The 11,832-nt window shown below is 51.5% G+C and carries 17 protein-coding genes; all 17 read right to left on the reverse strand.

Translation table 11 applies throughout. The features are described 5' to 3' along the window. On the reverse strand, window positions 1-1,568 hold a 1,568-nt coding region (locus tag ACTHJR_RS18035; RefSeq protein ID WP_440524749.1), incomplete at its 3' end, for an SNF2-related protein. Further along, a complete protein-coding gene (locus tag ACTHJR_RS18040) occupies window positions 1,561-2,283 on the reverse strand; it encodes a metallophosphoesterase (protein ID WP_440524751.1) in 723 nt (240 codons plus the stop codon). The genes ACTHJR_RS18040 and ACTHJR_RS18035, both read right to left, overlap by 8 nt. Beyond that, window positions 2,280-2,819 carry an HD domain-containing protein gene (locus ACTHJR_RS18045; RefSeq protein ID WP_440524753.1) on the reverse strand — a complete coding sequence of 180 codons (540 nt, stop codon included), beginning with the start codon at window positions 2,817-2,819 and terminating at the stop codon, window positions 2,280-2,282. Before ACTHJR_RS18045 ends, ACTHJR_RS18040 begins: the two co-directional genes overlap by 4 nt. Then, on the reverse strand, window positions 2,819-3,205 hold the full coding sequence (locus ACTHJR_RS18050) for a nucleoside triphosphate pyrophosphohydrolase family protein (RefSeq protein ID WP_440524755.1): 387 nt from the start codon (window positions 3,203-3,205) through the stop codon (window positions 2,819-2,821). Before ACTHJR_RS18050 ends, ACTHJR_RS18045 begins: the two co-directional genes overlap by 1 nt. Further along, the gene (locus ACTHJR_RS18055; protein WP_440524756.1) at window positions 3,198-3,800 is read right to left on the reverse strand and encodes a hypothetical protein; all 603 of its coding nucleotides are present in this window, start codon (window positions 3,798-3,800) and stop codon (window positions 3,198-3,200) included. Before ACTHJR_RS18055 ends, ACTHJR_RS18050 begins: the two co-directional genes overlap by 8 nt. 80 nt (window positions 3,801-3,880) lie before the next feature. Continuing rightward, the gene (locus tag ACTHJR_RS18060) at window positions 3,881-5,416 is read right to left on the reverse strand and encodes a hypothetical protein (RefSeq protein ID WP_440524758.1); all 1,536 of its coding nucleotides are present in this window, start codon (window positions 5,414-5,416) and stop codon (window positions 3,881-3,883) included. 171 nt (window positions 5,417-5,587) lie between these two features. Then, complete coding sequence (locus ACTHJR_RS18065) at window positions 5,588-5,809, reverse strand: hypothetical protein (protein ID WP_440524759.1); 222 nt, start codon at window positions 5,807-5,809, stop codon at window positions 5,588-5,590. Next, the gene (locus ACTHJR_RS18070; RefSeq protein ID WP_440524761.1) at window positions 5,806-6,243 is read right to left on the reverse strand and encodes a hypothetical protein; all 438 of its coding nucleotides are present in this window, start codon (window positions 6,241-6,243) and stop codon (window positions 5,806-5,808) included. Before ACTHJR_RS18070 ends, ACTHJR_RS18065 begins: the two co-directional genes overlap by 4 nt. A 9-nt stretch (window positions 6,244-6,252) precedes the next feature. Next, a complete protein-coding gene (locus tag ACTHJR_RS18075; protein ID WP_440524763.1) occupies window positions 6,253-7,032 on the reverse strand; it encodes a GP88 family protein in 780 nt (259 codons plus the stop codon). A gap of 66 nt (window positions 7,033-7,098) precedes the next feature. After that, complete coding sequence (locus ACTHJR_RS18080; protein WP_440524765.1) at window positions 7,099-7,365, reverse strand: hypothetical protein; 267 nt, start codon at window positions 7,363-7,365, stop codon at window positions 7,099-7,101. A gap of 71 nt (window positions 7,366-7,436) precedes the next feature. Then, window positions 7,437-7,898, reverse strand: a complete 462-nt coding sequence (locus tag ACTHJR_RS18085) for a hypothetical protein (protein WP_440524767.1) — start codon at window positions 7,896-7,898, stop codon at window positions 7,437-7,439. After that, window positions 7,895-8,086 carry a hypothetical protein gene (locus ACTHJR_RS18090; RefSeq protein WP_440524769.1) on the reverse strand — a complete coding sequence of 64 codons (192 nt, stop codon included), beginning with the start codon at window positions 8,084-8,086 and terminating at the stop codon, window positions 7,895-7,897. Before ACTHJR_RS18090 ends, ACTHJR_RS18085 begins: the two co-directional genes overlap by 4 nt. Further along, the gene (locus ACTHJR_RS18095) at window positions 8,079-8,633 is read right to left on the reverse strand and encodes an AAA family ATPase (protein ID WP_440524771.1); all 555 of its coding nucleotides are present in this window, start codon (window positions 8,631-8,633) and stop codon (window positions 8,079-8,081) included. Before ACTHJR_RS18095 ends, ACTHJR_RS18090 begins: the two co-directional genes overlap by 8 nt. Then, a complete protein-coding gene (locus ACTHJR_RS18100) occupies window positions 8,630-8,869 on the reverse strand; it encodes a hypothetical protein (RefSeq protein ID WP_440524773.1) in 240 nt (79 codons plus the stop codon). Before ACTHJR_RS18100 ends, ACTHJR_RS18095 begins: the two co-directional genes overlap by 4 nt. Before the next feature lie 155 nt (window positions 8,870-9,024). After that, on the reverse strand, window positions 9,025-9,252 hold the full coding sequence (locus ACTHJR_RS18105; RefSeq protein ID WP_440524774.1) for a hypothetical protein: 228 nt from the start codon (window positions 9,250-9,252) through the stop codon (window positions 9,025-9,027). 52 nt (window positions 9,253-9,304) lie between these two features. After that, on the reverse strand, window positions 9,305-10,282 hold the full coding sequence (locus tag ACTHJR_RS18110; protein WP_440524775.1) for a hypothetical protein: 978 nt from the start codon (window positions 10,280-10,282) through the stop codon (window positions 9,305-9,307). Further along, on the reverse strand, window positions 10,269-11,832 hold a 1,564-nt coding region (locus ACTHJR_RS18115; protein ID WP_440524777.1), incomplete at its 5' end, for a hypothetical protein. The genes ACTHJR_RS18110 and ACTHJR_RS18115, both read right to left, overlap by 14 nt.

Below are 11,832 nucleotides of genomic sequence, written 5' to 3' on the forward strand. Positions count from 1 at the left end.
TGTTTCTGATCAACCGAATTGCGATACTGCAGGAAGATCACGCGGAGCAGCTTGGTACGGTTACCACGGCTTGCTCTGCGATATGCCTGCAGAATGTTAACATCGAGGAAATCAATCGAGGCGAAGATCACCAGATCGAACAGTTCCCAGTTAAAACCAACAGCCGCTGTAGCTCCGGAGGCTACAATCACATCCAACTCACCGGCTTCTGCCTGCTCGTTGATACGTTCACGCACATTGCCGGGTGTGTCTGAGTTGATCATGGCCACACGCTTGCCCATAGACAAGGCAAGGTCACGAATGCGCTCTTGCTCAGGATGCAGGGCGGCGAAGATGATCGTCTTGACGTTCTCGTTCAGAAGCAACTCAATGCGCTCGTCCTTACCGGTTTGTTCTCCTTGCTTACCAAGCATCATCGTCTCAGGGTGAGCCATGATCTGGCGAGCACGGGTGAGGGCAACACCCGGCATAGTGCCGTCAAGCACACTGCCATCTTCAAGTTCGAGCATAGCCTGCTCATGGAACTTGTCGTATTCAGCGCGCACGCTATCGGTCATGTCAACGTACTGGGTGAAGAACACAACCGGTTCCTCTCCATAGACTTCCTCAAACGTCCGACGAATAGAGTGTCGCTCAATAATATCGCGCAGCTTGGCTTCGTTCATCCACAACACAACCCGGTCATAATCATCGGTTACCGCTGCGTGTTCGTAGTAGAAACCTTGCAGGCTACCGTAGTAGCGTGGTTCAATAACATGGATGGCCGGAAAAGCACTATCGAGGCGACCATTGATCAGCGTGCCGGTCATACCGACGAAGCGGCTAACCTTTTTGTTGATCCAATAGAAGCTCTCGGTCAGCGCACTATTCGGCCCACCATACCCCATGTGTAATTCATCCACGAGGAACAAGTCGATGTCGAAATGTTTGAACAAGCGCTCCCAATGCTCGCGAGCAAACTGATAGGTGCAAATAACAACTTTGGCACCGTTGTTTGCGGCGTCAGCAATCAAGTCCTTGAAATTTTCAGGAACATCAATCCATTGTTTAATGGGATTTCCATCGGGACCAAGTTTTGGACTTACCGTATAGCGAATGATCTTATCGCCATCGTAGTCTAATGTTGCTTCTTTGCCATTTTTTAATAGCCGAAGCGCGCCCTCGCTGTCGCGGTATTGAAGCTCAAGTCGTTTTCTTGGCGGGCCATAGCGCAGCGTGTGGCTCATTACGCCACCCTCAAGTTCCCAAGTCGCAATTCGCCGGGTGGACTGTATCGTAGGACCAGTCCACTTCTGGGTCAGGTTGGCTCGGTCTGTCCGAAGAATGACTACATCTTTCGGACTAAACTCCGTGAACCGCAGCATCTCCTTCATATTCTTTTTCAGCAGGGACTTAGGCATAGTCCACAGCGTCATCTTATTCAGGCGCGACCACACGTAGTACGCATAGACGCAGCAAGGCGGTGTTTTCCCGGTGCCCGGATCGCTAAGATCGAGGCACTTAGGGTTAGCAATGTAGAACGAAAGCTGCTCTACTTGCTTATCACGGAGAGTCGGTGTGTCAGACATTGACTTCAATCGGTTTCCATAGCGGGTTCTCACGCGGATAACCACGCGGGTTCGTAAGGATGCGAACTCCTTCGAACTCAACATCCATCGGATAATGGGTGTGACCATGATGCCAAATGGCAATCTTGTCTTTGAAATCCTTGATGACATTCGCCATCATCGGATTGAAGTAATATGCGTTGCTCTCGTGTCCTGCGTAGCGAGGATCAAGAGATTTTTCGCACGGAGCCGTATGGGTCACCACAATTGCCCGGTGGCCTTCAGGCAATTCGGCAAGCTGACCCGCCATAAACAATGCGTGAGCAAAGGCAGCTTTGTTGACAGTATCAGCATCGAATGCTCCGTTTTTGGAGTCATTCATATAATTTTTCCAGTGGAACTCGTCCTCGACGACATACCAGCCGTTTGTCCCGACCAGCCACAAATCGTCGGTAACTTGCTTCACTCGGCCTTGATCCAGATGCTTATAAAAAGCATCTTCGGTTTCATATAGCGTGCGCTTAGCATTACGATTGGCGTAGTGCTCGTGATTGCCATCGACGGCGAATATCTCATGACCCTTGGCCTTGAGCTTGTTCACCCATTTGAAATTGCCGAGGCCGTTGCCAAGATCGCCCGCGAGGATAATGTTCTTGCCCCAGTCCATATCGGACAACCGGGTGTGATGCCCGGTGTCCATATGAAGATCAGAGGCGAGCGTATAGGTATAGCTCATTCATTCACCAGACTATCGAGTGACAAGGCCGCTTGACCTTGCGCCAGAGAACGCTCGGCTTCTAGCCGCAGCTTAGGATCACCTTCGGTCATGACAGATAGCAGATGAGCTTTCTCAGCAAGGTAGAGCTTGGCAAAGTTAGGGTCGTGAGCCACAATGCTGCGGGTATTCGAAATCAGATCAGCATACTTGATGGTCTGGGCCTCCCAAGAGACACCAGCCAGTCGCTGTGCTTCCGCTTGTTTACGAAACTTGCGGTTGCCTTCGATCTTCGGCTCAGTCAGTTCATAGACTAGACTTGCAACTTCAAGCCCGAATCGTTCTCTGATCGTCTCCAAGGAAACGGGCGTATCTTCGATAACGTCGTGCAAAACGGCTGCACATAGTTCATTCTCACTCACTGCGTCGAGATTGTCATACAAAATCTGCATGACTTCAATGGGATGCACGATATAGGGTTCGCCAGTGTACTTGCGCACCTGCCCGCTATGGGCAAGTGCAGCAAAGGCGATAGCTTCGTTGAGTTTAGGCCACATTAGCGTGTATCTCCACTACCGCCTAGCACACCACGCTTCTTGCGGTCTGCGAGCTTGGCCAGATTTTCTGCTGCGATATCCGACAAACTGGTTCCTAGTTCACGAGCCTTGGCAGCAAGGTACCAAAGCTGGTCACCGACTTCCTTACGCAGCAACGCGCGGCGATCATCGGTTAGATTATCGAACTGGAACCAAGGCTGCCGAGAATTATCCGAATGCACGATGTCGTCATCGCGCAGGGCTTTGCCTACATGCTCAGCAAACTCACCGGCCTCGCCTGCTCCCTTGAGGGCAACATACATCAGGCCGATTGGAGTGCCCTGTCCGGGGTAGATAGCGGTCGAAACTGCGCCGTCTTCGTATTCTTTGAAAGTCATATCAGGCATTGATAAAATCCTTAGTCTTATCCCACCACGACCGCTTAATTCCGAGCAATTCGCAGTGGCGGTTCATATAAAGGCGCTTGGCCTTGCGGGGTGACATGGGTTCCAACTTTACGCGACGCAGCTTTTCAGGCGGAATATCCATGTCGAGGTCAACTAGATGGTGAAAACCCTCAATGCTTGAGGACTTCCGAAACAACGCGGCCTTCTCCAGCGCCAGCATGCGATAGTCGGCAAGCTTCACTTGCGGAGACATACCACGCGGTAACCCAAGGAAATCGCTCACGGTATCTTCGCCGCGCTTCAATTGATTCTTGTAGTCCGGGCATAACTCCTTGAGCCATGTCGTCATGTCTCCGTAGAAAGCTTCGGCATCATCGTGATGGAGGGCTTCAAATTCAAAGCCGTCATCCACGATAAGGCTCGTGTTGTATGCGTGTTGAGCGTCGGAATAATAATAGTCACACGCTCCAGCGAAGCGACATATGTGGCTTAGGTTGTGAGCTATGTCCTTCACGGTGAAGGTGGAAAGCTCGGGGTTATCGAAATCAAAAAGGTTCCCGCTTTGTAGCAGGATGCTTCGTAGCTTGTTGGCCATATAGCCTCCACAAAAATAGACCCTGCATATCGGTGTGATACGCAGGATCAGGCAAATTAATTGGGCAATGTTACGGGGTATTATGAACCGCAGGTTCCGCCTTTGCCGCCAATCTCACAAATATCGTGGACCTGTTCGGCAAATTCTTCGCCTTCGTATCGAATGGCTTCTTCGTAGGGGATTGGAGTAAGAGGCTGTCCACCACGAGCACCATCAGGATAGCAAGTGAACCCACGCAGCCTCTTAGCATAACGAGCAAGGGTAGTGGCGAAATCATCTACCTTATCCTCGTTGTTAAGGTCGGACCCCCACTGAGGCAAGTTGATCGTCGAGGAAATCGACATGTCAACGTAGTCCTGAATGTCCGCTTGGAACTTGATGCGGCGTTCGTAGTCAGCAGCCAAGTCCACCGCGCTCTCGATATTATCCGGGTTAGCCCCATAGCGCTGGATCAATTCCTTAGCCGTGCCATCTACGACGTACTGGTAGTGCCACTCGGTTCCGTTCTTGAGATAACGCCGCTGATAGGCGACGGCGAAGAGAGGCTCGATACCAGTTGTCGTACCTGCGAGAATCCCAATAGTGCCAGTAGGAGCAATGGCACGGACGGCAACGGGTCGGCTAATCCCAAGGTGGTCAGAAAATCTTGCTGAAACTCGGTCAGACTCGGACTCGTAGACGGCGAGCCAGTCGTGGAGTTCTGGGGTGACTTCATAGCGATATCCTTTCTTAATGAGCCACTCATGGACGCCCATAAGGCCGAGGCCGAGGCGGCGGTTCTTCTCACGGACCTTGTACACCTTCTCATACGGAAGCTGCGCACGCAGAGTGCCGCAGATCAAGAACATGACCGCTAAACGAATGACATCCCGTAACTCGTCGAGGCTCTCGATACGGCCTACGTTCAAGCTGCCAAGATTGCACACGTCACTGTCATCAGCGCTTGTCACTTCCGTGCAGGCATTTCTCAGCGTTTCGTTGGCCTTCTCACCGAAATTAAATGAGAAGCCCGGTTCGGCAGATTTCAGAGCCTGCCGCACGTTGGTGCGGAAGATATGTCCATAATCACCAGTGGACTCGTAATGGTGCAGCCAGTTATCACCGTAGTTTAGGCTGATATTGGTCATGTCCAGCGGGCAATGCCAGTTGAAGTCCCGCTTCTTAAGATCGGCCAGCGTCAGGTTAGTGCCGGGTACTGGATACCGTTCCCAGTCCTTGACGAACAAGAACTTCTCAGCATCGGGGTGCTCGGCAGACAGGCTAGCGTAGATCGCTGAACGACGCGAACCGCCTTGCATGACACGACGACCAATCTCGTTGGTCATTTCCATCTTAGGAATGGGACCAGATGCAACACCACCGGTGTCACCCAGAGGACTGCCCTCGCCACGGTAGATGCTGTAGTCAACACCAATACCACCACCAGTCATGAGCGCGCTCTCGGACTTCCATGAAAGGTTAGCCCAGTCTTCGCGGGTGTCTTCCTCAGCCTTGAGCAAGTAGCAGTTGTTGTAGAATTTCTTATTTCTACCGGCGTAATACAGATATCGACCGCCGGGGAGAAACTTCATTTCCTCGATATACTTGATCAATTGCTGCATATCGCCGAGGTTCATATATCGGCCACACACTTCGTAAACTAGCGTGTTAGCCAGCTTATCCCATGTTTCGCAACCATCGTGTGCGTATTTATTTTGAAAGATGTTCTCGCTGAACGTGGAACGAAAAGGGCTTGCAGCTAGCATAGCAAGGGGTTCTCCAAAAAGTGTGAACCCCCTGCTTATGACTTACGCAACGCGTGGTCCATCACCATTGGGGAAGTTACGTGGTGAAGTTTTTTGGTGGCGATGAATAAAGCGTTGGGCATGTTTCCGCACAGCCGGACTGCTGCTGGTTTTCACCAGCGTGTCCATGTCAGAGACAGCCACAGGCTTCATCATTTTGTAGTGCCGGTTAGCGTGAAAGCGTTTGGCTATACGCCAGTACTCCATGCCTTTGTCGATAATCATTTGGTCAGCATTTCCATCATAAACTCGGTGAAGTCGCGGCCCCTTGCCCGAGCTAAACGCTCGATCTGGGTAATGGACCAATTGTAATTGTGCGGGCGCTCCCATGCTCCAAGCTGGGCTTTTTGTGGGATACCCGTAAGTTCCGCGACTTCTAGTTTATGGAGATTATCGTCTTGCTTGAGATAGTATAATTCATTCCCAAGATTTCTCCGTAGTCGTTGGCTATCGGCAGACATGCCGAAGGGGGTTTTATCCATGCGCGAGGGACGTTTCGCACGAACGATCCCAAGCTCATCGGCAATACGACTGGCCTGCCGCTGGACATAGTCCTCTTCAAGACCAAGGCGCTCGGCAATTTCCGAAGCGGCCCGACCTTCGATAACCAGTTCGCGCATTTTCTTGTCGCGTTCCAAGAGGATTTCCTTGCGGCTCATGATTTTACCTTATGTGTGGACGAACCCCGTTGCGTCCTGTTTGCCGAGTCCTTTGACTTTGAGCCCGACGATGACACCTGCGGGGTCTGCGGGTCTATAGTCATGCTCATCACCGTCGATAACGGGTCGCCCAAGGTGAGTCTTGGGAACCGCCTTAATAGGGAACACACTCGCGATGTTAAGGCCACGGGCCATCTCCTTGGCTACGTCCTCAGCGTTGATTTCGCTTTCGGAGAACGTCAGGTGGTAATTAGGCGGTGGAGTACGTCCCGGAATTTTTGTGTAGTCGTAGAACTGCACATCTGGAAACAGCTCTAGGATCGTACCTGTGTTGTCAAAGTGGCGAAGGTTCAATTTCTCAGCAACCCACGGATAAAGCTTAAATTTCTTCTTCTCGTACACGATATCGCTCGTGCCGTTAAGACGAAAAGCCGGGTCCATGTTCGCCGCCTTGGCCTTCTCGATAGCCTTCGCAATCTCCAGTACGAGAATGTTCATAAACAGATCGCGATTTTCGAAATAAAGCTTCGTGCGCTTGATCCTAGCTTGCGTCTTACCCTGCAAATACGCAGGATTACCTGCGGTCATCAGACAAGCAGCAGAACAACCGGGGCTACGCTTTGGACATACTTCATGTCCGCTCATGTCGCCTGCCGCTAAGTGGAGCACACTTGCTGCAACACCCAGTTTACCGTTCTTGGCGACCTTAGGATTACTTTCGGGCGGCGATAGCAGCCCGTTAATTCCTGCCTCGCGGTACAGCGCGGCAAGAGATTCGTTTTTGTTCATGGAAATTTCCTAGATAAAACATGAGCCTGCAAACGCAGGCTCATGTAAAATTCATGCAGCTTAGACTTACTTAGCCTTAGCTACCTTGGCGTTCAGCGGAGCACCACTCTCGTCCTCACCATCACTGGTGATGGTAACGAGCGAACCCTTACGAACTTCGATGCCTTCCGGCACTTCAGCAGGGATCATGCGACCGCTGTCGTCTTGCAGTTCGAGGATGACAGTGTTGTCATCATTCTTCTGGACGACCTTATACTCGGTTTCCCGAGCGGAGGTCTTGGCGGGGGTGGAAGCGGCAGGCGCTTCGGTAGAAGTGACAGACTTATCGGCCATTGGTATTCTCCTTCGAGGGTTCTAACTTTTTACGGCGAGCCATAGTTCCTAGCCGGTTGTCAAGCATCCGATCAAGGGCTTCCTTTTTCGCCGGTCGTTTGGGCGGATGGAGCCACTTCCGTGAGAAGGTAGCCCAAGCCCCGCTCAAGGGACGTGCGGGTTTTTGGGTCATCCGCTAGTATCTTTCGTAACTGATTATACCCGGCTGTGCGTAACTCGCCCAGACGTTCGAGTGCGGTATATAGGATGTTGATAACTTTTTCACCACCGCTTTCGAGGATGACTTCGATCACATCCAAATTGGGTGTCGGAGGCGGTGGAAAATTGTTCGGTATCGAGATTGCGACAGGCGGTCGTATCTCCTGCGGCTCTGGTGCAGCCACCGGTTTACGGTGCCAATTGTTGAGCCAGTCCATCATGGCATCCTTACTTGTCGTAGGAATGTCATAAGTTTCCCAGTCCTGACCAGACTTCTTAGCTTCAGTTTCTGTGCGAACAAAGCGTTCGTCATCTTTAAGCCATGTCAGGTTCATTGGATGATCCTGCTGATTAGCTGAGCCGCCGAGAAGATATGCAGCATGCCTGCAATTTCAGCGTGCTCAACCACATATCGAATGTGACCGGCTCGGTTCTGAAACCGAGAGACAATGAACCCATCAAACGCATAGCCTTTAGGCTTGGCAACGGCTTCTCCAACTTCAAAGTGTTTTTCGTCAGACATTTTTCACATTCCCGTATTCATCACGAACAATGAACTTGTCGTACAGTTTAGGTTCCTTCCACCACTGGCGGTCGGTCGGCTTGAGACCCATGACCTTTTCATAAGTGTCACGGATAAAAAACTCGGGAGCAGCTTTGTCAGTGCCTTCCCGGAGCTTGTTACGTTCCATCAGGATTTCCCAAGGAACGTCAAAGAAATTGACTTCGATTTCTAGTCCAGCCCTTCGTGCTCTTTCGTGGAACCTCATAACTGAGGACCACTGAGCGCCAGTGTCGGACATGATGAAATTTTTGTGGGTATCTAGATTAATGGCAGTGTCCATCGCGCGAGCCATAGAGGAACCGACAATCGCCGACAGCTTACGATGCCGAGTACGATCACCATTAAAAACGTCAGTTTGGTCCCAATAATTACGCTGGCTACCGAAAAGCGCCACCCGCATGCGGTCGCGCTCAATACGTAGCGTATCGTGACCCTCGAACTGGTCAGCCCAAGTGGACTTCCCTGATCCGGGGGCGCCGACGGTGATGGCGAATTTGCCCTTCATTCTCGTATAACCACGGGTTCATGCTGGGACTCGATCCAGACGCGGGCACCACAAGAAAGTGGTTTATCGGTACGCTGAATAATCCGAGCAACGATGTTTCCCTCAGCATCTGTGATGCCAAGTTCATGTACTCTTCGGCCACCTTTGTAGGTACGGTCGATGACTGCGGGACGATCCCCTCCGTCTTTGACATTGGCTTTAATCGCGTCTTGAGCGACGTGAAAGATGTGTTTCATTGGCTATCCTTTTCGCCTCTCTATAGAGGTTGTTTGCCTTAGCATCCCAAGTCATGGATGCCATCTTAACCTGTCGAGGCCCGAGTTTTCGGGCCTCTTCAAGATGTTTTTCCGCCTCGACCATATCGATAACAGCCAAGGCGTACTTTGCTACATTAGCTCCCACCATCGCGGTGTCGATCCAATGCTTTGTTTATACGATCAGTGATCTCTTTGATCTGATCTAGGGCAAAAATCGCACCTTTACCCAATTCAGGGTCAAAGTCATCACCGCGCCGTTTGATCTGTTTTTCGATCTTGCGTTTACGTTCGCGCAACCCTGCGAGCAGACGACCAGCTTCGCGGTTACTAAAGGTAAGGGTAATAAAGTACTCGTCGTCCATAAAAATCCTTTTTGTAGTTATTGGGGGCGGGCACCATACCCGCCCCTCTTGATCACTTAACGAACGTAATCAGGTCATCACCACTGAAAATACCAATACCATGTTGGCTGCCGTTTGATTTCAGACGCGGCGTGCCATCCGTATAGATGTAACCCTTGGCAATTCGTGTGATGCGAACTTGCCGACGGTCGCGGGTAGTCCATACCTGACCCACAGCAAACCGGCTGGTAGTTGGCTTTGGCTGAGGCGTCGTTACCAGCGGGGCGGTATGCACGACCTTCTTCGCGTCGTAGTACTCGTTGATTTGCTCAAACGGAATTTCACCGACCACCTGATATTTGGCGGCGCGACCCTTGCGAAGGTGATAGTCGTTCGGAAACGCCACGATATCCTCAGGATTGATCTTGACGATCACAAGACGATTGCCACCACTCCGATATCCTTCGCGCAGATAATCTGCAGCACAGAAATGCAGACCACTGCTGCATGTCTGGTTCGGATTGGGGTCGCACTCGGAACGATCCTGCTCGACAAAGTTGCCGGGGCGGTGATCAAAGCGTTCATCATGCGGACTATGGATAGAACGATAATCTTCTCGCACAGCCTTCCACGCCAGCACGTCGCCGTCTGGTGTAATTGGCAGCTTAGCTGCAACAAGCCAGTCGTACAGGTCATCACGCACCCGAGGATCAGGGTTCTGCTGAACCTTCTCCATCAGAAGCTTGAGCGGGCCAGCCGCTGCTTCGTCACCCGAATGGACGAACCGAAGAATGGTCTGCGCCAGCGAGTTGCGAACTTCGAAGCCCTTGTAATAAAGCTTGCCGTTCTTCACCTGCACGAGATTACCGGTGAATGTTTCGATGGCCTTCGGGATATCGAGCAGAGGCAAGATTTGCGCCTCAGTCGTAGCCGGGTCGTTGACCATCTGTTTGATCTTGGTGTAGTTCGGGTGGGTTTCCGCAATAACATGCGGCTTGAAATCGGCCACTACCGTAATGGTCTTGCCCGACTGAATATTAGCAACAGCCATGATAGGCTCCTTCTAGATTACGAATGAACAAGTCTAAGTGACTGTCCTGATCGAGGTTGAGTACGTTTAACAGGATACGCGCGTCTGGCTGTTTATCGTTGAACTGTTCGATGATTTTTTTAGGATCAACGCCAGTTGGCAGCTTGACTGTTACATAGGGAGTGAGCCGCTTTTGTTCTTCATCGAGCGGTTTCACGTAGGTTTCCCACAGAGTAACTAGCTTACCATATGGGCGAGCAAGTTCCTTTGCAGAAAGTCTGCCAGTTTCCGAGACTTTTCGAAGGTCATCCCGGTTGCCGAGTGCCGCATCAATGGCAAGACGCTCACCCAATTCAGGGATTGCTGCAAGCTTATCATTGATACGCTTATTAAACTCGTCCTCGAACTTAGTCCATTTTGTGGTGTCAAGCTTCTTCCAATCACCTTCGTTGACGAAATGAAGCTCAGTGTATTCAAATAGACCAGAGTTCATGTAGTAATAGAAATTGTTCGGTAGCCTGAACTGAGACATGACTACAATGACCCCGCCGTCGGGCTGATCAGCATAGTCGATTTCCCAGACGTGGCCTCGCTTGTTATCACTCGGCACCAGACTGTCAGGGTGAACCTTGTGCCAACCTTGCTGGATTTTTGCACCGTCGTAGCCGAACATGCGCACTCGGGGACGATTAGTATTCCGAGCACTTGCGTGCTTCGGAGGTTCCGGCAGTGTTGATGTATAAACGACATTCGCCGGTGAACCCATCTTGGCCAGAAGAGCAGCAATTGCTTTCTTGTCGGTGCGTTCATTTGCACGAAGCACGAGCGTGGCCTTGTCTTGGCTAGTACCCTCGACAAAGACCTTGATCTTGGCAACGGCACGAGACTTGTTCTCGTCCGGCAGATCATCAACAACAATCTGAGCGATGTTGCTGGGTCGTACCGAACCTAACTCTCGCGGAGTTTTCCAATCCACCTTGGTCACGCGAGTCGTTTTACGACGGTAATCGCTAATGTCAGGAATGTACCACAGCGAGGCTGGGAACGGGTGCTGCCCAAGCTGGGACACCACGCGCTCGGGGAACGAGTAGAACTGCGACAGAGGCTGGCCCTTGTATTTCGCATGGCCCGCCAGCAGCTTTTCACGAGGCTGATAGCCGGTTCCTATCTCTTCACCCAGTTTGCGCTGGGCTTCCCATACGGTGGGCTCACTATCAAACATCGTCGCGAACGTGGCAGTAACGTCTTCGATGATCGACTTGAGCGCTTCCTTCAAGACCTTATTGGTCTTCTCGTTATATGAAAGCTGTTCACGCGACAGCGCTACACCCACTGCACCAATAGGCAGGAACAAGTCGATGCCATATTCCAACAGAGGGCTGATATCCTTGTCCGAACGAATACCCCAATCGAGGTTATTCGTCGTAACCGGATATCGCACACCGCCCATGATGACACCCAGAGAACCGGACTCGGGTCGGAGCGACCAGTTATCGCCTTGATAGGTATATTTCGGCGGATCAATCGTGCCGTTATGGACGATAGGCAACGGTTTGAAATACTGTAGGGCT

Source organism: Sphingomonas sp. (genome assembly GCF_051962185.1).
Lineage (GTDB): Bacteria > Pseudomonadota > Alphaproteobacteria > Sphingomonadales > Sphingomonadaceae > Sphingomonas.

Excerpts from the sequence above, each read along its gene's own strand:
- ACTHJR_RS18060 (WP_440524758.1), bottom strand. The coding sequence starts at position 5,416 with ATGAACCTCGGCGATATGCAGCAATTGATCAAGTATATCGAGGAAATG.
- ACTHJR_RS18090 (WP_440524769.1), bottom strand. The coding sequence starts at position 8,086 with ATGTCTGACGAAAAACACTTTGAAGTTGGAGAAGCCGTTGCCAAGCCT.
- ACTHJR_RS18055 (WP_440524756.1), bottom strand. The coding sequence starts at position 3,800 with ATGGCCAACAAGCTACGAAGCATCCTGCTACAAAGCGGGAACCTTTTT.
- ACTHJR_RS18100 (WP_440524773.1), bottom strand. The coding sequence starts at position 8,869 with ATGAAACACATCTTTCACGTCGCTCAAGACGCGATTAAAGCCAATGTC.
- ACTHJR_RS18080 (WP_440524765.1), bottom strand. The coding sequence starts at position 7,365 with ATGGCCGATAAGTCTGTCACTTCTACCGAAGCGCCTGCCGCTTCCACC.
- ACTHJR_RS18040 (WP_440524751.1), bottom strand. The coding sequence starts at position 2,283 with ATGAGCTATACCTATACGCTCGCCTCTGATCTTCATATGGACACCGGG.
- ACTHJR_RS18095 (WP_440524771.1), bottom strand. The coding sequence starts at position 8,633 with ATGAAGGGCAAATTCGCCATCACCGTCGGCGCCCCCGGATCAGGGAAG.
- ACTHJR_RS18075 (WP_440524763.1), bottom strand. The coding sequence starts at position 7,032 with ATGAACAAAAACGAATCTCTTGCCGCGCTGTACCGCGAGGCAGGAATT.
- ACTHJR_RS18070 (WP_440524761.1), bottom strand. The coding sequence starts at position 6,243 with ATGAGCCGCAAGGAAATCCTCTTGGAACGCGACAAGAAAATGCGCGAA.
- ACTHJR_RS18065 (WP_440524759.1), bottom strand. The coding sequence starts at position 5,809 with ATGATTATCGACAAAGGCATGGAGTACTGGCGTATAGCCAAACGCTTT.
- ACTHJR_RS18105 (WP_440524774.1), bottom strand. The coding sequence starts at position 9,252 with ATGGACGACGAGTACTTTATTACCCTTACCTTTAGTAACCGCGAAGCT.
- ACTHJR_RS18050 (WP_440524755.1), bottom strand. The coding sequence starts at position 3,205 with ATGCCTGATATGACTTTCAAAGAATACGAAGACGGCGCAGTTTCGACC.
- ACTHJR_RS18045 (WP_440524753.1), bottom strand. The coding sequence starts at position 2,819 with ATGTGGCCTAAACTCAACGAAGCTATCGCCTTTGCTGCACTTGCCCAT.
- ACTHJR_RS18085 (WP_440524767.1), bottom strand. The coding sequence starts at position 7,898 with ATGAACCTGACATGGCTTAAAGATGACGAACGCTTTGTTCGCACAGAA.
- ACTHJR_RS18110 (WP_440524775.1), bottom strand. The coding sequence starts at position 10,282 with ATGGCTGTTGCTAATATTCAGTCGGGCAAGACCATTACGGTAGTGGCC.